General features: G+C 37.4%; 18 protein-coding genes, 1 other RNA gene and 2 pseudogenes. 9 read left to right on the top strand and 12 right to left on the bottom strand.

Annotation, left to right across the window (positions count from 1 at the left end; all coding sequences use genetic code 11):
* Positions 1-84: 84 nt before the first annotated feature.
* Positions 85-2,490, bottom strand: coding sequence for a glycoside hydrolase family 31 protein (locus G6N06_RS04615; protein ID WP_163514893.1), 2,406 nt, complete (start codon positions 2,488-2,490; stop codon positions 85-87).
* Between the two features lie 421 nt (positions 2,491-2,911).
* Positions 2,912-4,813, bottom strand: a pseudogene (glgB, locus tag G6N06_RS04610) (1,4-alpha-glucan branching protein GlgB); the annotation flags it as partial.
* Positions 4,814-4,997: 184 nt separating this feature from the next.
* On the opposite strand from glgB, the gene msrB reads away from it, so the two are divergent.
* From msrB to G6N06_RS04590, 4 genes are all read left to right on the top strand, one after another.
* Positions 4,998-5,489 (top strand): peptide-methionine (R)-S-oxide reductase MsrB, encoded by a 492-nt coding sequence (gene msrB / locus G6N06_RS04605; RefSeq protein ID WP_163514891.1) that lies wholly within the window; start codon positions 4,998-5,000, stop codon positions 5,487-5,489.
* Between the two features lie 132 nt (positions 5,490-5,621).
* Positions 5,622-6,176: a DUF1572 family protein gene (locus tag G6N06_RS04600; protein WP_163514890.1), complete on the top strand. Its 555-nt coding sequence runs from the start codon at positions 5,622-5,624 to the stop codon at positions 6,174-6,176.
* Positions 6,177-6,422: 246 nt separating this feature from the next.
* The gene (gene lpdA / locus G6N06_RS04595) at positions 6,423-7,799 is read left to right on the top strand and encodes a dihydrolipoyl dehydrogenase (RefSeq protein ID WP_163514889.1); all 1,377 of its coding nucleotides are present in this window, start codon (positions 6,423-6,425) and stop codon (positions 7,797-7,799) included.
* A gap of 102 nt (positions 7,800-7,901) precedes the next feature.
* The gene (locus G6N06_RS04590) at positions 7,902-8,387 is read left to right on the top strand and encodes a hypothetical protein (protein ID WP_163514888.1); all 486 of its coding nucleotides are present in this window, start codon (positions 7,902-7,904) and stop codon (positions 8,385-8,387) included.
* A gap of 8 nt (positions 8,388-8,395) precedes the next feature.
* Here the strand turns inward: G6N06_RS04590 and G6N06_RS04585 are convergent, their stop codons facing one another.
* The 5 genes and pseudogenes from G6N06_RS04585 to G6N06_RS04565 all read right to left on the bottom strand — a co-directional run.
* Positions 8,396-8,881 (bottom strand): porin family protein, encoded by a 486-nt coding sequence (locus G6N06_RS04585; protein ID WP_163514887.1) that lies wholly within the window; start codon positions 8,879-8,881, stop codon positions 8,396-8,398.
* A gap of 1 nt (position 8,882) precedes the next feature.
* Complete coding sequence (gene aroQ, locus G6N06_RS04580) at positions 8,883-9,308, bottom strand: type II 3-dehydroquinate dehydratase (RefSeq protein ID WP_163514886.1); 426 nt, start codon at positions 9,306-9,308, stop codon at positions 8,883-8,885.
* Positions 9,309-9,418: 110 nt separating this feature from the next.
* Positions 9,419-9,943 carry a hypothetical protein gene (locus G6N06_RS04575; protein ID WP_163514885.1) on the bottom strand — a complete coding sequence of 175 codons (525 nt, stop codon included), beginning with the start codon at positions 9,941-9,943 and terminating at the stop codon, positions 9,419-9,421.
* 173 nt (positions 9,944-10,116) lie between these two features.
* Entirely contained in the window at positions 10,117-10,725 is a 609-nt protein-coding gene (locus G6N06_RS04570; RefSeq protein ID WP_163514884.1) for a porin family protein, read from the bottom strand.
* Between the two features lie 181 nt (positions 10,726-10,906).
* Positions 10,907-11,329, bottom strand: a pseudogene (locus tag G6N06_RS04565) (porin family protein); the annotation flags it as partial.
* On the opposite strand from G6N06_RS04565, the gene G6N06_RS19830 reads away from it, so the two are divergent.
* Positions 11,276-11,482, top strand: coding sequence for a hypothetical protein (locus G6N06_RS19830; protein WP_240337975.1), 207 nt, complete (start codon positions 11,276-11,278; stop codon positions 11,480-11,482). The pseudogene G6N06_RS04565 and the gene G6N06_RS19830 sit on opposite strands and share 54 nt — an antisense overlap.
* A 196-nt stretch (positions 11,483-11,678) precedes the next feature.
* Here G6N06_RS19830 and G6N06_RS04560 read toward each other — a convergent pair whose 3' ends face one another.
* The gene (locus G6N06_RS04560) at positions 11,679-11,912 is read right to left on the bottom strand and encodes a hypothetical protein (protein ID WP_163514883.1); all 234 of its coding nucleotides are present in this window, start codon (positions 11,910-11,912) and stop codon (positions 11,679-11,681) included.
* Between the two features lie 585 nt (positions 11,913-12,497).
* On the opposite strand from G6N06_RS04560, the gene xerD reads away from it, so the two are divergent.
* Both xerD and G6N06_RS04550 read left to right on the top strand, forming a co-directional pair.
* Complete coding sequence (xerD, locus tag G6N06_RS04555) at positions 12,498-13,409, top strand: site-specific tyrosine recombinase XerD (protein WP_163514882.1); 912 nt, start codon at positions 12,498-12,500, stop codon at positions 13,407-13,409.
* A 299-nt stretch (positions 13,410-13,708) separates the two neighbouring features.
* The gene (locus tag G6N06_RS04550; RefSeq protein WP_163514881.1) at positions 13,709-14,851 is read left to right on the top strand and encodes a sensor histidine kinase; all 1,143 of its coding nucleotides are present in this window, start codon (positions 13,709-13,711) and stop codon (positions 14,849-14,851) included.
* Positions 14,852-14,888: 37 nt separating this feature from the next.
* Here the strand turns inward: G6N06_RS04550 and rny are convergent, their stop codons facing one another.
* The 4 genes from rny to G6N06_RS04530 form a co-directional block, all read right to left on the bottom strand.
* Complete coding sequence (gene rny / locus G6N06_RS04545) at positions 14,889-16,466, bottom strand: ribonuclease Y (protein ID WP_163514880.1); 1,578 nt, start codon at positions 16,464-16,466, stop codon at positions 14,889-14,891.
* A 137-nt stretch (positions 16,467-16,603) separates the two neighbouring features.
* A non-coding RNA gene (gene ssrS / locus G6N06_RS04540) (6S RNA) lies at positions 16,604-16,711 on the bottom strand.
* 52 nt (positions 16,712-16,763) lie between these two features.
* Entirely contained in the window at positions 16,764-17,057 is a 294-nt protein-coding gene (locus tag G6N06_RS04535) for a cell division protein ZapA (RefSeq protein ID WP_163514879.1), read from the bottom strand.
* Between the two features lie 17 nt (positions 17,058-17,074).
* Positions 17,075-17,365 carry a coiled-coil domain-containing protein gene (locus G6N06_RS04530; protein ID WP_163514878.1) on the bottom strand — a complete coding sequence of 97 codons (291 nt, stop codon included), beginning with the start codon at positions 17,363-17,365 and terminating at the stop codon, positions 17,075-17,077.
* 275 nt (positions 17,366-17,640) lie between these two features.
* Between G6N06_RS04530 and G6N06_RS04525 the strand changes: the two genes are divergently transcribed.
* Both G6N06_RS04525 and G6N06_RS04520 read left to right on the top strand, forming a co-directional pair.
* Entirely contained in the window at positions 17,641-19,329 is a 1,689-nt protein-coding gene (locus G6N06_RS04525) for a M23 family metallopeptidase (RefSeq protein WP_163514877.1), read from the top strand.
* A gap of 12 nt (positions 19,330-19,341) precedes the next feature.
* Complete coding sequence (locus G6N06_RS04520) at positions 19,342-21,804, top strand: TonB-dependent receptor (protein ID WP_163514876.1); 2,463 nt, start codon at positions 19,342-19,344, stop codon at positions 21,802-21,804.
* Positions 21,805-21,890: the final 86 nt, after the last annotated feature.

Here is a 21,890-nt window from a genome sequence, read left to right as displayed (position 1 = left end):
ATAGAACATAAAATTACAAAAACCATTCCCTTATTGATTAACTCAAATAGAAATAGTTTTTGCTGTTGTAAATTTATTAAAATTTTAGTTCCCAAAAATATGCAATTCAGAGAAACCTTTGTCAATAATCATTGAATTGTTGCCATTTATTTTAAGTTCATTTAACGATATTTCTACATTATCAATCTGCACTTTTGTTATGGTAAATGGAAGTCCATGAAGCTCAATTTTAAATTTTTGGTATCCAGCATCAAACTTTCCTTCTTTGTGTTGTTGGATAATGAGCTCATCCGATTTTCCAGTCAATTTAAACGTTCTTAGGCTATAACGCCCTTTTTTATAGTCATAACCATCATGTGCATCATCAAAAAGGGTCGAAGATTCCTTTCCGTTTTTAAAATAAACATCAAGTGTGACTTCATCAATATTTACCTCTCCAACATATTGTTGTACAGGATATTTCGGAATAATGGCTCCTGCTTTGACAAAAACTGGGATCGATTCTATTTCGGCATCCACCCACATTTCCTTTCCACCCGAAACAATTTGATCCGTCCAAAAGTTAAACCACTCCCCACGTGGAATGAACATACGTCTGCCACGGGCATTTGGTTCCAAGATTGGGCATACCAATATCTGTTCTCCAAAAATAAATTCATCAGATCGATAATGGGTATGTACATCCTCTTGATCAAATAACACTAAGGATTTCAGCATTGGAATTCCTTCTTCCACATATTTCCAAAATGTGGTATATAAATAAGGCAATAGTTGGTAACGCAACTCAATCCATTTACGGACAATATCGGTAACGTCTTCATCAAATGCCCAAGGTTCTTGATTTCCGTGGTCTCCTGAAGAATGCACCCTGAAAAACGGATGGAAAATTCCAAGTTGGATCCATCTGGTGAATAATTCGCCACTTGGCTGTTCTGCAAATCCTCCAATATCACTCCCAGCAAAAGAGAATCCCGACATGGCCATTCGTTGCGCCTGAACATTGGCAATCCATAAATGTTCCCAAGTAGCCACATTATCTCCCGTCCAAGTAGAACAATAGCGTTGTGTACCTGAGTAGGCTGCCCTTGTAATTACAAATGGTCGTTTTGGATAGGCAAATTTCTTTACTCCTTGGTAAGTTGCTCTGGCCATCTGCATGCCATAAACATTATGTGCTTTCCTGTGGCTACAACGGTTTCCGTCATATTCGTGCCTTACATCATCTGGAAAGGTTTTGTTGGGTACCTCCATCACTGCAGGCTCATTCATATCGTTCCAAACCCCTCTTACGCCAATGTTTTCAACCAAATCCCTGAATAAATCAGACCACCATTCACGCACCTTCCGGTGGGTAAAATCTGGGAAATAACATTCTCCTGGCCATACCTTCCCTTTCATATACGGACCATCTGCACGTTTACAGAAGTAATCATTCTCCAAAGCTTCCTTAAAAACAAAATAGTCCTTATCTACTTTAATGCCCGGGTCAATGATGACTACTGTTTTAAACCCGTCATCCGCTAATTCCTTGACCATGCGTTTTGGGTCTGGGAAATGATTCTTATCCCAAGTGAAGCACCTAAAACCGTCCATATAATCGATGTCCAAATAAATGGCATCACATGGAATCTTCAACTCCCTAAACTTGGATGTGACTTCCTTTACGGTAGATTCAGGATAATAGCTCCATTTGCATTGGTGGAAACCTAATGCCCATAATGGTGGCAATTGGTGAGGTTTTCCTGTTAGATCTGTATAATTGGCTACCACATCCTCCATTTGAGGCCCATAGATAAAATAATAGTTCATTTCACCTCCTTGAGCCCAAAAGCTCGTCACATTTCGTCTTTCCTGCGAAAAATCAAAATACGATCTAAAGCTATTGTCAAAGAAAATACCGTAAGCTTTTTTATCCTTCAATCCGGTGTAAAATGGAATAGCTTTATAAATAGGGTCCGTATCTTTACCGAAAGCGTAACTATCCGTCACCCAGTTTTCAAAGCGTTTGCCCTTCAAATTGAGTTCAACAGGTTTGTCACCCAATCCAAAATAGCTCTCGCCATCATGTGATACCTTGCTCATCTTTACAATATTGCCGCCATATTCATAGCTTTCCTCCCAATGGAAGCCCAATTCGTCTTCATTGATCAGTCTATGGTCTTTGGCATCAAATATCAAAACCTGTAAATTGTCTTTCTTAATATGACAAATAAGTTTTGAAGTGGTGATCTTATAGGATTCTGCCTCTTCTTCAATCTCTAAAAGATTGTAGCCCTTGCTGGCATATTTTGTAATGGCATAAGAAAAGTCCTTTTCGAAGGTTCCCGTGGTAGTATATCTAAAACGAAGGACACTATCTCTTACAATGGTCATTTCAAGAACGACATCATTATCAGTGGAAAAATAAAGCGTGTCCACGTCCTTTCTATAAGCGACTATTTTTGATGGGAATAAATTTCCCTTTTGTTCTAATTCAGTATTTATAATCATAATTCGGTAATAATTTTCATAAAAAAACACATAAGTTTTCAAATATAAAATTTAAGTTGATAGTACTTATTAACTATAACGTTTGAGTATTGATTAATCGATGAAATTGGACTGACAATTATCCTTTTTGGTCAGTTTTCTTAGGAATTGACTTGGATTTGGGGGATTTAGAAGTGGTTTGGGTCAAAATTTTCTTTGTTTTTTTTGTTGGTTTTTTGGAAGTTTTGGCTTCGGGTTTCTTTTCCGACAATCTGGTCTTCACTTTACTGATATCGGTCTCCTTATTTTCAATTTTCACATTTGATCCTTCCGATTTAGGTTTTGTTTTCGAGGTTTTCACGGCCGATTTTTTAACTGGTTTTGCTTTACTCTTTACCGCCGATTTATCCGAGATCTTTTTGGAGGACTTGCTAGGTTTGATATATTTAAAAGCAACCATGCCCAAAGGTGGAATGATGATTTCTGCAGAATGGTCGCGATTGTGCAATTCGGATTTCTTGGTTGTAATGACCTTGTTCTTAAAATCACCAGTACCATTGTATACTTTGTCGTCACTGTTAAAAATCTCCTGAAGTTTGCCCTTTTTTGGAACTCCAATGCCATACTTAACCATTGGTGTTGGGGTCATATTGCAGGCTACTAATACATCATTATTTGGATCTTCACCTTTTCGTATATAGACCAAAACAGAGTTCTTATGATCGTCATAAGCAATCCATTCAAAACCCTCTCCGGAAAATTGTTGTTCATACATGGCGGGTTCAGATTGATATAAAACGTTTAAATCTGTAATCAGATTCTGCACCCCTTGATGAAATTTAGATTCCATCAGATGCCAATCCAAGCTCCCTCTAAAATTCCATTCGTTGATCTGTCCAAACTCACAACCCATAAAAAGCAACTTGCCTCCCGGATGTGTGAACATATAACTGTACAACAATCTTAAATTGGCAAAACGCTGCCATTCATCTCCGGGCATCCGTCCTAAGATAGAACGCTTTCCATACACCACTTCGTCATGGCTTAGCGGCAACAGAAAATTTTCGGAAAACGCATAGGTCATTGAAAAAGTCAAATCATTTTGATGGTATTGGCGGTAAATTGGTGGTTTGCCAAAATATTCGAGGGTATCATGCATCCAACCCATCATCCATTTCATTCCAAAACCAAGTCCGCCAGAAAATGTTGGTCGCGACACCATCGGGAAAGCCGTGGATTCTTCGGCAATATTCTGAACGTCAGGATAATTGGAATACACAGCTTCATTCATTTCTTTAATAAATGCAACTGCCTCTAAATTTTCTCTTCCACCATACATGTTTGGCTCCCATTCACCGTCATTTCTAGAATAATCCAAATATAACATCGAGGCTACCGCATCTACCCGTAAACCATCGGCATGAAATTGGTCCAGCCAAAAAAGGGCATTACTGATCAAAAACGACTTCACTTCATTTCGTCCATAATTAAATATCAAACTTTTCCAATCGTGATGATAGCCTTTGCGTCTATCTGGATGTTCATACAGACAAGAACCATCAAAATATCCCAGTCCGTGAGCGTCCTCAGGAAAATGCGATGGCACCCAATCCAAAAGAACACCAATATCATTCTTATGAAGCGTATCGACCAGAAACTTAAATTCCTCAGGATAACCAAATCGCGATGTTGGTGCAAAGTAGCCAGTAATCTGATAGCCCCAACTTGGATCATACGGAAATTCCATAATGGGCATAAGCTCCACATGGGTGAATTTCATTTTTTTAACATATGCAACAAGTTCATCAGCCAATTCAACGTAAGACATAAATCGATCTTCGGTTTCATGGCGTTTCCAAGAACTTAAATGTACTTCATAAACAGAGAACGGAGCATTTAAGGCATTGTTCTTTTTACGCTTGGACATCCAATCGTCGTCTTTCCACTTATAATCGTCTTCCCATATAACGGAGGCCGTTTGTGGCGGATGTTCAGCACGACGGGCATAAGGGTCTGCCTTTTCTGTTTTTATATTGTTATGATGGCTGGTGATTTTATATTTGTAGATATCACCCTTTCCAACTTTAGGAATAAACCCTTCCCATACCCCACTTTTATCCCATCTGACATTGAGTACATGGACATTCTCATTCCAATTATTGAAATCGCCAACTACAGAAACTTTTTTAGCACTCGGCGCCCACACTGCAAAATAGGTACCTTTTATACCATCAACTTCCATGATGTGCGACCCAAATTTTTCATAAAGCCTGAAATGCTTTCCAGCCAAAAATAGATTAATATCAAAATCGGTAAAACGACTATAAGGCGTTACTTTTGCCATATTAAAGGGTTCAAAGGGTTAGAAAGTGTTAAGATAGTTAAAAATAAAATCCTAAAGTACTAAAATTACGTAGACAAAGTAACATGAAATACTTTTTTAAAATCCTTATGATTATCTTATACCTTTATTGAGAAAGGAAACAAGATAGATTTCGACTTAATTTTAAATCCACAAAGATACCGTTATGAAAACACTACCATTGATACTTTTGTTAAGCTTCGTTTTTAGTTGCAACAGTTCTGCTCAAAAGAAAGACAGTGATACTCGGGAAACCAAAGAATTTAAAGTTTCCAAAACAGATGCCGAATGGAAGGCTCTATTAACAGCTGAACAATACCATGTACTCCGACAAGCTGGTACCGAACGAGCTTTCTCCAGTCCGTTGAATGATTATCACGGAGCTGGAACTTATGTTTGTGCGGCGTGCAAAACACCTTTATATAAAAGTGAACACAAATTTGATTCAGGGACCGGTTGGCCAAGTTTTGACAGGGTTATCGAAGGCAATGTCGCCTTTTCTACAGATAGAAAATTAGGCTATCTGCGCAATGAAGAACATTGTGCTACCTGTGGCGGACACTTAGGTCATGTTTTTGATGATGGTCCAAAAAAAACTACAGGGAAGCGTCATTGTATCAATGGTGCAGCATTGGAATTTGTTCCAGCCAATAAGTAAATTATCAATGTATTAAATCCCAAATTCCAACTAATTAATCATCAATTGTCACCCACTTGGCATTTGGAATTTGGAGCTTAGAATTTGGAGTTTAGTTCATATAATTTGATTGTAGTTCTTTAACTTTATCTCATGGAAAACACGCGATTATCCGGAATTTTAAAGCAGTTCAATTATTACAAAGAAGTTGGAGATAAAACAATGGCGCAACTCTCATTTGAGGACATCAATTATCAACCCAATGCTGATTCCAACAGTATTTCCATTATGGTGAAGCATATGGTTGGGAATATGTTGAGCCGTTGGACCAATTTTCTAACTGAAGATGGTGAAAAAGAGTGGCGCCAGCGTGATCAAGAATTTGAAGCATCCTATACTTCTTTGGATGAGCTCTTGATAGACTGGGAAAAAGGCTGGACCTGTTTGTTTGAGGCCATTTCTCCATTAAAGGAAAGTGATCTTAACAAGATAATATATATTAGAAACGAAGGACACACGGTAGCTGAGGCTATCTTCAGACAACTGGGTCATTACTCGTATCATATTGGACAAATGGTTTATATAGGTAAACTTCGAAAAGGCGAAAAATGGACCTCCTTGTCTATTCCCAGGGGAAGTTCAAAGGCTTACAATAGTGATAAATTCAAAAAAAGCAAAGGCAAGCGACATTTTACCGATGATTTATAATCAAAACGCGGTCAAAAGTTACCAAAACCACATACATTCGCCCCGCTAGGTTGTTTTAGTACTTAAAACACAAGTCAGTTTTACAATTTCCGATTCCAAAACCATCCAAACTGCCTACAGAATTAGCAACACGCTCCATTTACAAACAATTCTTGATAACTATTACCATATTTGGATTTGGTAATTTGCAATTTGAAATATACTTTTTGTAACTTCGTAGCTTCTAATCACGATTAAAAAATTCACATGAGTAAATACGATATCATTGTTCTTGGAAGTGGTCCTGGTGGCTACGTAACTGCTATTAGAGCATCACAATTAGGTTTCAAAACTGCTATTATTGAAAAAGAAAGTCTTGGTGGTGTTTGTTTGAATTGGGGTTGTATCCCAACAAAAGCCTTATTAAAATCGGCAGAAGTGTTTGAATATCTTAAGCATGCTGAAAATTATGGCCTTTCTGTCAAGGAAGCTGACAAAGACTTTTCTGCGGTTGTAAAGCGCAGTCGGGACGTGGCTGGAGGAATGAGCAAAGGTGTTCAGTTTTTATTGAGAAAAAATAAAATTGATGTTATTGAAGGTTTTGGAAAGCTTAAACCTGGAAAGAAAGTTGATGTTGATGGAAAGGAATACAGTGCCGATCATATCATCATTGCTACAGGAGCACGATCTAGAGAATTGCCAAGTTTAAAACAAGATGGCAAAAAAGTGATCGGTTACAGAGAAGCCATGGTGCTAAAGGAGCAGCCTAAAAAGATGATTGTGGTAGGTTCTGGCGCCATTGGCGTGGAGTTTGCCTATTTCTACAATTCTATGGGCACCGATGTGACCATTGTCGAGTTTTTACCAAATGTTGTTCCTGTCGAAGACGAAGAGGTTTCAAAACAATTGGAAAAATCATTCAAGAAAAGTGGTATTAAAATCATGACGTCTTCTGAAGTCACTAAGGTAGATACTTCTGGCAAAGGAGTTGTAGCCACTGTAAAGACCGCAAAAGGCGAAGAAACACTTGAAGCAGATATTCTTCTTTCTGCGGTTGGAATCAAATCGAACATTGAAAACATTGGTTTGGAAGATGTTGGTATTGCCGTGGGCAGAGATAAAATTTTGGTCAACAATTACTACCAAACCAACATTCCGGGCTATTATGCCATTGGTGACGTTGTTGAGGGACAGGCTTTGGCTCACGTTGCTTCCGCAGAAGGCATCTTATGTGTAGAAAAAATTGCAGGTCAGAATGTGGAGCCATTAGATTATGGCAACATCCCTGGGTGTACTTATGCCACTCCTGAAATTGCGAGTGTCGGGATGACTGAAAAACAGGCTAAAGAAAAAGGCTACGATATTAAAGTTGGTAAATTCCCATTCACTGCTTCTGGAAAAGCAAGCGCTTCTGGAGCTACAGAAGGTTTTGTAAAGGTGATCTTTGATGCCAAATATGGTGAATGGCTCGGCTGCCATATGATTGGTGCCGGTGTGACGGATATGATAGCAGAAGCCGTTTTAGGGCGCAAATTAGAGACAACTGCGCATGAGGTTCTAAAAACAGTGCATCCGCATCCAACCATGAGTGAAGCGGTCATGGAAGCTGTAGCTGCGGCTTATGGTGAAGTGATTCACTTATAAGTTGGAAGCACTAAGCTTGAAGAATGAAGTGCAAATCAGAATAAACATTAAAAAAACGATTCCATCGCAAGGAATCGTTTTTTTTGTGTCAATATTAAAAATATGAAGAGAAATTTACTTGTTATCATAGTGATGATGTCTGCATTGAATATGATGTCTCAAGAGAAAAAAGCAGTCATCAAAACAGATTTAGGATTTCTCTCTGATTATAATTTTTATCAACTCAGTTATGAGTTCAATATAGAAGATAAAAGATCATTTGAGGTTGGCGTTGGCTTCGGATCAGAATCGGGCATTAATGTCTATGGTCTTTCAATACAAGGACGCTATTATATTTCTGATTTGGCTCCAAAAGGCTTTCATGTCGGACCAAGGATTTTGGCCATCTATGCAGAATCCAATAGCAGCAATAGATTAGGAGTAAAAGATAATACGTTCGGTTTTGAGATTGATGCCCTCATTGGACATCAGTTTTTAGCTTGGGATGTATTGACAATTGATCCATACGCTGGACCTGGCTTGGCGCTTGTGGAGAATGAAACTGAATTTGGATTTGTATTCGGTATTACTGTCGGATTCGCTTTTTAGATCACCCATCAGAGTTTTAGTCCCATTCCAAAAAAGAGTCCATTTGGGGCTAGTTCATCAATGCCCAACGCATATTTTATATGTACGTCCAAAGATTTAGTAATCGTATAACTTGAACTGAGATCTACACCTATCTTCACTTTATTCGTGAAAAAATCGAAGAAGTAATTAAAACTCGGTCCTGCCATTAAGTGCAAGTTATGAGCCACTTCATACTTTGCGTAGAGAGGAACATTCATAAAGTTGAAATCGCCCACTGAAATATAAAGTGCATCAAGTTGGATCGCCAAAAATCCATCAATTGGAGTTTCTACAAAAACACCAGCATAGAAGCCGGTTTCTGATGTTTGATAAGACCCCAAATTTTGTTGATCTACATTGAAAAAAGTGATGTTCAATCCACCTTTAATACCAAAACTTGCCATTGAATCCTGAGCCTGTATGACAAAAGGACTGCTGCCTATAAAAAACAACATCAAAAAATATTTGAACATGCTATTTCTCATTTATAAAACTTTGGATGGCCAACTCATAGCTCTGCAGTCCAAATCCAACAATTACACCTTTTGCATTTGGTGCAATGTAGGATTGGTGCCTAAAATCTTCGCGGGCAAACGTGTTTGAAATATGGACTTCAACAACCGGCGTAGTGATCGCTCTTACGGCATCTCCAATGCCAACGGAAGTATGCGTATAGGCTGCTGCATTCAAGATGATTCCATCATAGCTAAAACCCACCTCCTGTAATTTTGAAATCAGTTCACCCTCGATATTTGATTGGAAATGGTCGATTTCAATCTTGGGGTATTTGGATTTTATTGCATCCAAAAACTCTACTAAAGAGAGACTCCCGTATACATCAGGTTCTCTGGTGCCCAATAAGTTCAGATTTGGGCCATTGATGATGATCAGTTTTTTCATAGGATAAAAGTATTAAAAATAGAGCATAAAGAAAGACTTAAACAAAATGAAAGTTTTAGGCACAAAAAAAGGAGCCTTTGGCTCCCTTTTTTCAATATTAAAATTAATTCTTATAAATGAATTGCAAACCCTATCAAAGCTTGGAAAGCATCATCATAAGTATCATTTGTTGAAATATTATAGCGAACTTTAGGTTCGATACTTACTTTAGGTGAAATAAACCAAGCGTAACCACCTTCAACACCAACATAAGAAGGATCTTTAATGTTCCCTTCAGAATAACTTACACCTGTAAAATCTACACCAACTGGAAATTTATCAGCAATATAGTATTTTGCACCAATTTTATATGCAAATGAAGTTAAATCGCCGCTACCATAATCTTGATATCCAAATCCAGCTTTAAGCGCTAGGTTATCCATAACAAAGTAACCTCCTTCAGCACCAACTGACCATTGGGTCTCCCCATCAGAAGAGGCTAAAGAGAAAGCCGTACTTCCTGTCGCATACGACCCCGTATTGATTTCGATTAACCATTTTCCTTTTTGAATAGGTCCATGATCATGCTCATCTTGCGCATTAACATTTGATAATCCAAAAACTGCAAACGCAGCCATTAACATAAGTTTTTTCATTTCTTTAAATTTTAAGTTTTTAATAAATTTGAGACTGCAATGATAAGCCGATTTTTCAGATGAAAAAAATTAAAATCGGTGTATTTACTGATGTTTTCAGCAAACTTTTTCGTATAAAAAAAACCGAAGCATTTGCTTCGGTTTCTATGTTGTTGATAGTGTTTGGATTGCTCTTAAAATGAGAATCCAATCCCAAATTGCCAAACAGCGTTTTTAACATCTCTATCTGAGATAAATGGCGCATCATCCTTAATCATACTCGTCAAACCAAGATTATATCTCGCAGAAAGCGACACTCCATTGTCAAATTTGTAACCAGCTCCTAAAGCCAAATTAGTATCAAAGTTTTTCACAACGGAATCATCAGGATCAAACTCGATTTCTCCTCCGGTAGAACCCGATTCATAGTCAACTTCCTCTTTAGCCTTAAAACCAAACTGCGGTCCTGCCTCTGCATATAAGCCTTTGACTATATAAACTTTAGCCATTAAAGGGACTTGGATATAGTCCAATTTATAGTCTGCTTGATCGCTAATTGAAAAGCCTTGACTTGAATACAATACTTCCGGTTGGAACGAAAAACGTTCACTTAACGGAATTTCCGTAAATAATCCTAAATGAAAACTTGTTCTTGAATCGAGATCACCAACATCATCTCCGGTAATCGTGGCTAGGTTAACCCCTCCCTTTACACCAAACTGAATAGTAGTGTCATCTGATTGCGCATAAATGGATGTGGCGCTAAAAAGGCCTATCATTGTTACTAAAAATAAATTTTTCATGTCTTTTGTTTTTAAATTGAATTACAAATATAAGTAGGCATCCACTTACATTATTAAAGATTAACAGGGTTTAACGGGAATCGAAAGTTTTTAACTTTTCTTTATATTTCTGACTTTAGAGCACAAAAAAACCGAAGACTGAGCTCCGGTTTTTTCTAATTATCATCTATGATGTTGATTTTTAAAACATAAATCCAACTGAAACTTGGAAGACATTATTCTTTAAGTCAGCCTCGCCAGAATCTGCAATATTGCTGAATCCTAAATTGTAGCGTGCCCCGAAATTCAATCCAGAGTCCATTTGATAACCTAAGCCAAGGACACCACTAAAATCGGTTCCTTTAAGTTCGTCCTTAATATCCATGGTCTCTTCACCACCTTTGGCTTTGGCAGATAATAGGAAACCAACTTGTGGGCCTGCATGAATACTTAAACCGTCAGCTATCATAAATTTAGTCAAAACCGGCAAATTAAGGTAATCAACTTGTACTTTACCTGTAACACCTTCAAAAGTTTGCTCTACACCCTGAGCTGAATACAAGAGTTCTGGTTGAACAGAAAAGAGTTCGGAAATTCCAAAATTGGCTACACCTCCAACGTGAAAAGCTGTCCTTCCATCAAGATTATCGGCATCATCTCCACTGAAATTGGCAAAGTTAACCCCGCTTTAACACCAAAAGTTACCTCTTATGCATTAGCATTAAACAATCCAAAAACTGCAAAAGCAGCCATTACCATTAGGTTTTTCATTTTTTAAAATTTTAAGTTTAAAGATAAACGTACAAACTAAGGACTTTTATCGGATAAAAAAACAATTCTTGAGTTGTTAACAATGATATCAACAGAACAAACTCAAAACACTTATTATCATCTACTTATGATGTAAGTTATTAACAACTCTTCAAAAACAGCTACTAAACACCCATGTAATTTGTGGATAACTAGGTTTTCATTTAGAACATATACCCTATTGAAAGTTCTAATACAACATTTTCAACATCTACGTCAAGGTTGCTATTAGAAATATTTGATAATCCAGAAGTATAGCGTACAGCAAAATTTAAACCGCCATTCAACATTTTTCTTAATCCTAAAACTGCATTGAAATCGGTTTTCTTGACAAAGTCTTTAATATCTTCATTCTCTAATTTTGAAGATGTCAAAAAATCCAATCTGCGATCCCTCAAGGCTTAATCCGTCAATTATCATAATTTTGGCGAGTATAGGGACATAAATATATTCCATCTGAAATCTCCCAAATCAGAACCCGCACCCCGAACAGAGCAAATCACTTCTGGTTAAATTGAAAATTTTTCTGTAATTCCAATATTGACCACATTTCCGACATGATAAGAGGTCATCCCCATTGCTTCAGCCGAATCATCATCCGTAAAAGTTGCGAGGTTAAGACTGCCTTTTAGACTGAAATAGAGGTCTTAAGCATTGCTCAGGTTGAATCCAAAAACTGCCAACGTAGCTATAAATATTATTTTTTTCATAAGTTATCTATTTTTAAATTTATAATATTTCAATCTATATAATTTTCAATAAATGTCTATTTCTATCGGCGAACTTAGGAGCTCATTAGTATTTTTGTTAAACTGATCCCTCCTTTTAGAAATCTTAAAGAAACCTCATGAGGCAAGTCTTTTTAAAATCTTAGATTTCACTACCTTGTTTTATGCAGTTTTTACTTCTAAAATAGTATCATTGTATTGGGAATCTTGGAAACCCGATGTCCTATACCATATTTTGTTAAAAAAGTTCTATTGATGAAGTGGCATGACGCTTTAGATGATTACCAACACTATTTGAAGATTGAACGTGGTTTGTCGCAAAACTCCATTGCCAATTATGCTTATGATATTAAGAAACTGATTAGTTTTTTAGAAAATCACCATATGGCCATCTCCCCAATTGCCATTGACCATAATGCTATACAGCAGTTTATATATGAGACCTCTAAAAATGTCAACGCCAGGTCTCAGGCGCGGATTATTTCTGGATTGCGAAGTTTCTTCGGTTACCTGGTATTTGAGGATTATCGGGAAATCAACCCCTTGGATCATATTGAATCGCCCAAAATTGGTCGCAAATTGCCTGATACCCTCAGCTTGGACGATATCAACAATCTCATTGGCGCTGTTGACCTTACGAGAGAATATAATGGCATCAGGATTGGTGAGCGCGATAGAACCATTTTGGAAACCCTATACAGTTGTGGTTTGCGCGTCAGTGAATTGACTCATCTTAAAATCTCAGATCTTTTCTTTGATGAAGGATTCATAAAAGTAACGGGTAAGGGCGATAAACAACGCTTTGTTCCAATTGGCAATTCTACACAAAAGTATATTACGATTTACAAGGACGAAGTACGATCCAAAATAAAAGTCCAAAAGGAGTTTAACGACACACTCTTTTTAAATCACAAAGGCAAACAGTTATCAAGAGCGATGATTTTTACGATTATCAAAAGGCTGGCCGAAAAAATAAAACTTAATAAAACGATTTCCCCTCATACTTTTAGACACTCATTTGCAACTCATCTATTGGAAAACGGAGCTGATCTAAGAGCCATTCAACTTATGCTTGGCCATGAAAGTATTATTACCACAGAAATCTATATGCATGTTGACAGAACTCATTTAAAGGAGGTGCTCAACAAATTCCATCCAAGGCGCTAACACAATTCATATGTTATTTGCCAACCCCTATCTGAAAATTCTTGTGCTCAATTCTTGTCTAAACTGCACATTATTCAATCAATATTGTTTGAAACAAACCGTTGGATCCTTAAAAAATCATCTACTCGTAGGACTTATATGGTCAAGCCTGCTAAAAATATTTTAATAACTGTAAAAAATTTCATAACTTTAGTTATAGTTCCCTGACAAAAGTCTTTAATAGCATTTTAAAGGTCAGCCAAACTTCCCCACAAAGTTGGTTAACAACCTTAAGTAGTTTTAAAACTAAATCTATAGATATGACTTCACTTAGATCGGGATTACCAAAACTCAACTTAAATTCAACCTTTGTGGATGATCTCAAATGGCAATTAGCTCTCGAGTATTCCGGTATAGGCATGTGGGAATTTGATGCAGCTTTAAATCGTGTTTACTTTTCAGAAGGCTCAAAGAAAATACTTGGTGTTTCAGATCCGTTTTTTGGAAATGATGTCAACGCATGGAATAATAGAGTCCACCCCGAAGATAAAGAGAAATACTTTCAAGATTTTCAAGATCATTTAAAGGGTCTGAAGCCTATGTATGAAAATGAACACCGCGTGCTGTGTGATGACGGTTCATATAAGTGGATACGCGATCGAGGAAGGATTGTAGAATGGGATGAAGACAATGCCCCCAAAAGAATCATTGGAACGCACATCGATATCACTACACAAAAACAACAGGAGCAATCTGTCAATGACGCTCTGATTATTGCAACCGAGCACAACAATAAGCTTAAGAATTTTGCCTACATAGTGACGCACAACCTCAAACAGCACACAGCTAATTTTGAAAGCCTAATGGACTTTTATTATGAATCCGATGATCCGAACGAAAAGGAAGAAATTATGGGGCACTTAAAAACGCTTTCTCAATGTTTAACAAAGACCATCGCCAATCTAAATGAGGTTGTACACGTACAGAACAGTAAATCCAAAGAGGTTAAAAAAATATTTATTGCCAAGGAAATCAACCATATTCTCGATCTTCTTCATTATGTGATTTCAGAAAACAATGCAACGATACACAACAATATCAGCAAAAAGTTATTCCTGTATTATAACAACTCTTATTTTGAAAGCATCATTCAAAACCTATTGTCCAATGCGATTAAATATAAACACCCAGATAGAGATCCTGTGATTTCAATTGATTGTGCTTACGACAAACAGGAATTCAAACTTATTATATCAGATAATGGGATGGGAATTGATTTGGAGAAATATGGCGATGATATTTTTGGATTGTACAAAACTTTCCATCATAATAATGATTCAGAAGGCATAGGTCTTTATCTAATAAAGAATCAAATTGAAAGTTTTGGAGGTCGTATTACAGTAGATAGTAAAGTAGGTGTAGGCACTTCTTTTACAATTTACGCCAAAAACAAAAGAGTCTGACATGCCGCCAGACTCTTTCAATTTATTTTAATATACTTTATTTTGCAATATTGATTGCTCTTGTTTCGCGTATTACAGTTACTTTAACCTGTCCTGGATATGTCATATCCGTTTGAATTTTCTGAGAAATCTCAAAAGACAGATTAGCTGCCTGCTCATCAGAAACACGATCACTTTCAACCATCACTCTTAATTCACGTCCTGCTTGGATAGCATATGCCTTATTTACACCATTAAACCCAAAGGCCACATCTTCCAGATCTTTCAATCGTTGGATATAAGAATCCAAAACCTGACGTCTTGCGCCTGGTCTTGCTCCAGAGATGGCATCACACACTTGGATGATTGGCGCGAGTAAGGTGGTCATCTCGATTTCATCGTGATGCGCTCCAATAGCATTGCATACTTCTGGTTTTTCACCATATTTCTCCGCCCATTGCATTCCTAGGATGGCGTGAGGCGTTTCCATGTCGACTTCAGAATCAGGAACTTTTCCAATATCATGAAGCAGTCCAGCACGTTTTGCTATTTTCGGATTTAATCCTAGTTCTGCAGCCATCACGCCACAAAGTTTTGCTACCTCACGTGAATGCTGTAATAAGTTCTGACCGTATGAGGAACGGTATTTCATTCGTCCCACCAGTTTGATCAATTCTGGATGTAATCCATGAATTCCCAAATCGATAACCGTGCGTTTTCCAACCTCGATAATCTCCTGTTCTATCTGCTTTTGTGTTTTCTGGACTACCTCTTCAATTTTAGCCGGATGGATTCTTCCATCGGTCACCAATTTATGAAGTGACAAGCGCGCTACTTCACGTCTTACAGAATCAAAACAGGATAAAATGATAGCTTCTGGCGTGTCGTCCACAATAATTTCAACACCAGTTGCGGCTTCGATAGCTCGAATATTTCGCCCTTCACGACCAATGATACGGCCTTTAACATCATCAGATTCAATGTTAAATACCGAAACACAATTGTCAATGGCTTCTTCCGTGCCAATACGCTGTATGGTGTTAATAATAATTTTCTTAGCTTCTTGTTGTGCCGTTAGTTTAGCTTCTTCAACGGTTTCTTGAATATAAGCCATAGCATCAGACTTGGCTTCTTGTCTAAGGGATTCTATAAGTTGAGATTTAGCCTCCTCAGCTGATAAGGCTGAGATTACCTCAAGTTGTCTGATCTGGCTCTTATGTGCCTTATCGACTTCTTCCTTCCTTTTCTCTAAAAATTCCAGTCGGAAATCATAATCCTTGATCTTCTCCTCAATTTCTTGCGATAGCCTTTTGTTTTTAGCAAGTTCATTGGACACTTGAGATTCTTTGTCACGCGTCCTTTTTTCGGCTTCTGCCAGTTTTTTATCACGGGCAAGAATAATTTTTTCGTGCTCTGATTTTAATTCAATGAATTTTTCCTTTGCCTGAAGAAGCTTGTCCTTTTTAATAGCCTCTCCTTCGGCATTGGCTTGTCTTATTATTGAGTTTGATTCTTCCTTTGCATTTTTGATTATTTTTGAAGCATTGTTCTTTTCAAGTGCCTTTGCTATAATATATCCCAGCAATATGCCCAATGCTGAGCAACTAACAATTATTAAAATTGTATCCGTTTCCATGTTTAGTTTAGTTTAAAAAAATTTGAAATAATTCAAATATCCCGCGATAAGACGGAATCAGTTCGACCAAACACCCATCAAAAATGAGGTATCGTTTAGCCAAAAAAAAAAGCCTACATCAGTTTCGAATTTTGTATAAACCCCTTAAAAACAAGTTTAGGGCTAACAAGCTGATCAAAAATCTGCTCAAAGGCAGCTCGATTTTACAACTTAAACTCACCCTTTTTAAAGAATTAACGTTGAGTTTATCAAAAAAAATAACTAATGTAGGCAGTAACCTATTTATTTAAAAGAACGTTAAGAGCTTAAATGTGAATGAAGAAGATCGTCTAAAGCGGTTAATCTATTTGTGACTTCTTCACTGACATGGTCTTTATCTATCATTTTTTGTTCCACCTGGGAAGCAAACTGTAAAGCACACATGGCTAAAACATCTTGCTTGTCCCTTACGGAATAATTTTGCTCAAATTGACTGATCATAGATTCAATTTTCTTAGCAGCTTTTCGCAATCCTTCTTCCTGTTCAGGTGCAATTGTTAAGGGATATACCCTGTTAGCTATGGAAAGCTTAATTTTTAGCTGTTCTGACATTGAATACTACACTTACATTATTGAGATAATTGTGCTATACAATGATCTATATCTTTTATTAATGTATTTATCTTGAGCTTTGTCTCTCGTTTATTTTCATCACTGCCCAACATTGAATTTGCAATTTTGAGGGCCTCATATTTTTCAACCCAAGAACTCAATTCTTCTTGCTGCTGAATAATTTTCTGTTGGTAACTGGCCAATTCTTCAGAAAGTTTCTCATTGGTTTGCTTTAAAACCTCTTGTTTATGTAAAACTTTGCTGATTTTATTCTCTAAAGAATCAACAATATCTTCAACTTTACTCATTTACAAATTTCAATACTGATGAAACAAAGTTAACATACATAAACAAAAATCACAATTGTTTTATCATAAATTTTGAAAAAATAAGTCATTCGTGAGATAAAACGCCCTAAGCACTTCAAATCCACGTCAATCGTATTGCTAAAATGACAAAAACAAGTTGATCTGTATTCACTTGCTCATCAAACAAAACAACTTTCAGAACTTCTTACTTTAAGTCATCATAACTTTAGGCGCTTTAAGTACTTTTTAATATTTTTAGCCTTTCAAATAATGCTATGAAATTTCTTTATGTTTCCCTCTTTCTATCGACGTTTGCTTTCTCCCAAGTGGAATATCCGACTGATTATTTTAGAAGTCCATTGGATATCCCAATAATTCCTTCGGGTACTTTTGCGGAGTTGCGTACCAATCATTTTCATGCTGGACTCGATATTAAAACCCAACAAAGGGAAGGTCTTAATATTTATACCATTGCCGAAGGCTATGTGAGTCGCATCAAAGTATCGCATTATGGCTATGGAAAAGTCATCTATATCACCCATCCTAATGGTTATACCAGTGTATATGGCCATTTGTCAAGTTATGCGCCCACCATCGAGGCTTATGTTAAAGCTAAGCAATACCAACAAGAATCCTACGAGGTTGAAATGTTTCCTGCCGTTGATGAGTTGAAAGTCAATGCCGACGAGATAATTGCCTACTCTGGAAATACGGGGAGCTCTGGCGGGCCACATTTGCATTTTGAAATCCGCGACCAACAAGAGCGAACCATTAATCCATTACTTTTTGGTTTGGATGTCCAAGATAGGAAACCTCCATTCGTTTCTGGCATTTACGCTTACACCAAAGACGAAAACTCATTTGTAAATGGCAAAAACGGGCGAGTCGAACTTCGTCTTATCCGAAACAAAAACAAAGATTACAATGTAGAAAGTATCGATGCTTACGGCACCATAGGATTTGGCGTTATTAGCTACGACCAACAGGATTTAGCGGTCAATCAAAATGGCATCAATGGGTTGCAGACTTTTTTTAATGGTCATAAAAAGTTTGAAATGGATTTTAACCGATTTTCATTCAGTGAAACACGACATATCAACAGGTTCCTTGATTATGAACTCTATAAAACAAGACGAAGTAGAATCCAAAAACTGTTTGTAGAAAAAGGAAATGTTCTTAGCCTCTATAAAGATCTTGACAATGATGGCTATGTTAAAGTGGCAGACAGCACGGCTTCAGTGTATAAAATTAGAATTACGGATTTCCACGGCAACGAAACATGGGTAACAGTACCTATTAATGGGAAAAAAATGTCAAAACCACCTTTGTCTGTAGATAATACCAACAAGACTTATATTTTTGCAGAGCAACCTACCAATCTAAACGAAAAAAATGTCAACGTTTTTATTCCTGCAAACAGCTTTTATGAAGATGCTTTTATAGATTTTAAGGTAAGTAATGACACTGTTTATCTGCATAAGGATATTATCCCGCTTCAAAAGAATGTGACCATACAATATGATGTCAGTAATTATAAAGATTCAGATATAGACAAGCTCTATATAGCAGAACTTATTGGAAACAAACAATACCCGAGTTACCTCAACACAAAACGACTTGAGAACAAGATATTGACAGCATCGTCAAATGCTTTAGGAACCTACGCCTTGGTAATGGATACCCAAGGCCCAAAAATTTCTGCTCTTAATTTTCAGGATAAAAAATGGTTGAGCAATTACCGCTATCTTAAATTTAAAATCACAGATGATCTTTCGGGAATCAGTAATTACAGGGCCACCATTAACGGCAAATGGGTTTTAATGGAGTATGAATATAAAACCAATACCTTGACCTTCGATTTTAATGACAATGTGGTTAACGATACTAAAAACGAATTGAAACTTGTTGTCACGGATAATGTTGGAAATAGTTCTACATTTGAAGCCACCTTTTTTAGAAAATAAAACACCAACCATTTGAAACCATATTTTCACCTTGTACGCCTCATTCTATTGATATTACCTTTTCTAGGATGGGCACAAACCGCGACTATTAAAGGAATTATTTTGGATGATGCCAATATCCCCATACCCAACGTCAGTATTAAAGCTGATGAAACAGGTACGACAACCAATGATAATGGTTTTTACGAGTTGAAAATTTCAATTCACAAGGATATTTCTGTCGAATTCACCCATATTGCCTACAAACGCATTGTTGCGGTATTCAATCTTAAAAATGGGCAGACCGTAGAATTTAATCCTGTGATGAATTTAAACGTCGAACAAATTGCAACGGTAGTCATTCATGGCAACCAGCGCCAATCTGTAGAAGGTGTGACTACAATCCCTCCTGCCTTGATCCGTACCATTAAAGGTGCACAACCAGGGGTGGAAAATATTTTAAAAACCTTGCCTGGGGTCAATATCTCCAACGAATTAAGCACACAATATTCAGTTCGAGGGGGCAATTTTGATGAAAACCTCGTTTATGTCAATGAAATTGAAGTCTACAGACCCTTTTTAGTGAGATCCGGACAGCAAGAGGGCCTGAGTTTTGTCAACACGGATTTAGTTCAAAACGTCGATTTTTCAGCTGGCGGTTTTCAGGCCAAGTATGGCGATAAACTGTCATCCGTTTTGGACATCACCTACAGAAATCCTATAAAATTCGGCATCAATGCAGACATTTCCTTATTAGGCGGAAGTATTTCTGCAGAAGCGGTATCAAAAGACTCTAAATTATCAGGGATTATTGGCTTGCGCTATAGAGATAATAGTTTGGTGCTAAATTCCTTGGAAACCGAAGGTAATGTAATGCCCGTATTTGCTGATATACAAACATATTTGACCTATAAGTTTACGGATAAATTCCAGGTCGATTTTTTAGGAAATATATCAAGTAATAAATACAATTTTCAACCACAAAACCGGCAGACCAATTTTGGAACTTTAGCGGACCCGATGGCTTTATTGGTCTATTATGAAGGCCAGGAAAAAGATGCTTATAACACCTATTTTGGAGCTTTTAAGGCCAATTATTTTGCCAACGAAGATCTGACCCTAAAACTGATTGCTTCCACCTACCATACTACAGAAGAGGAGTATTTTGATATTTTGGCACAATACCGTTTGGGAGAAGTGAACAGTAATATTGGGGATGAAAATTTAGGTGAAGTCGAATTTAGTGAAGGCATCGGCTCCCAACTCACCCACGCCAGAAACGATTTGGATGCTCTCATTACGACCATAGAGCACAAAGGAGATTACCAAATGGACGATAATACATTTGAATGGTCTATAAAGTATACTCACGAAGATATCCGGGACCGTTTAGTGGAATGGGAAGTGATAGATTCTGCAGGTTTTTCCATCAATCCGCCAAAACAAGGTTTTTTTAATGACCAACCATATCAACCTTACCAAGGACCCTTAGTCGCTTTTCAAAATATTAGAGCTACCAATTATGTTCAAATTGACCGCTTTCAAGCTTATGCACAGTGGAGCAAGCGTTCAGAATTGGGCAATAATGAGGTGTTTTACAATTTTGGTGTGAGAGCGCATAATTGGACAGTAAACGGTGATGGCATTGAAAGTAAATCACAGACTGTCTTTAGCCCTCGCGCACAGTTTGCCATCAAACCTGATTGGAATAAAGACATGCTTTTCAGGCTTGCCGGCGGTGTGTATTACCAACCTCCTTTTTATAGAGAACTTAGAGATTCTTCAGGTACAGTAAGACCAGATGTGAAGGCCCAGAAATCGTTGCATCTTGTTTTGGGCAATGAATACAGCTTTAAAATGTGGGACCGACCTTTCAAGTTGGTTTCTGAAGCCTACTACAAGCATATGACAAATGTCAATCCGTACACTTTGGAAAATGTGAGAATTAGATATCGTGCCACCAATAACGCCAAAGCTTATGCCTACGGTGTGGATTTGAGGCTGAATGGTGAATTTGTTCCTGGCACCGAATCCTGGTTCAGTTTTGGCTATTTAAAAACCGAAGAGAACATTGAAAAGCAGGGCTATATTGCAAGACCCACCGATCAACGATTAAAATTTGGAGTGTTGTTTCAAGATTACGTCCCCAACATTCCTGAGTTAAAGGTGTACCTGAATTTGGTTTACAACACCGGCGTTCCAGGAGGCTCTCCAAGTTATGCCGATCCTTATGAGTACCAAAACCGATTGCGTGATTATAAGCGTGCTGATGTCGGCTTTTCTTATGTGATTGTGGACGGCAACAAAACCCATAATGCCAAGTGGAAAAACGCGTTTAAAGAGCTGACCATCGGTGTGGAGGTCTTTAATATGTTTGATGTCCAAAACTCAATTACCAATACTTGGGTAAGAGACGTGTATAGCAAACGCCAATATGCGATTCCAAATTATTTGAGTCCACGGGTGTTTAACGTGAGGGTTTCTATGAGGTTCTGAGATGTTTACAAGGAATTGACTTTTCTATCGAGGCAGGCTTCACAGGGTATTAAAATCTACTGATGGGAATAAAATCAGTGTCACCC

Origin of the sequence: Gelidibacter japonicus (assembly GCF_010725055.1) — a bacterium.
GTDB lineage: Bacteria > Bacteroidota > Bacteroidia > Flavobacteriales > Flavobacteriaceae > Gelidibacter > Gelidibacter japonicus.
This window is presented reverse-complemented; position numbering and strand designations above follow the sequence as displayed.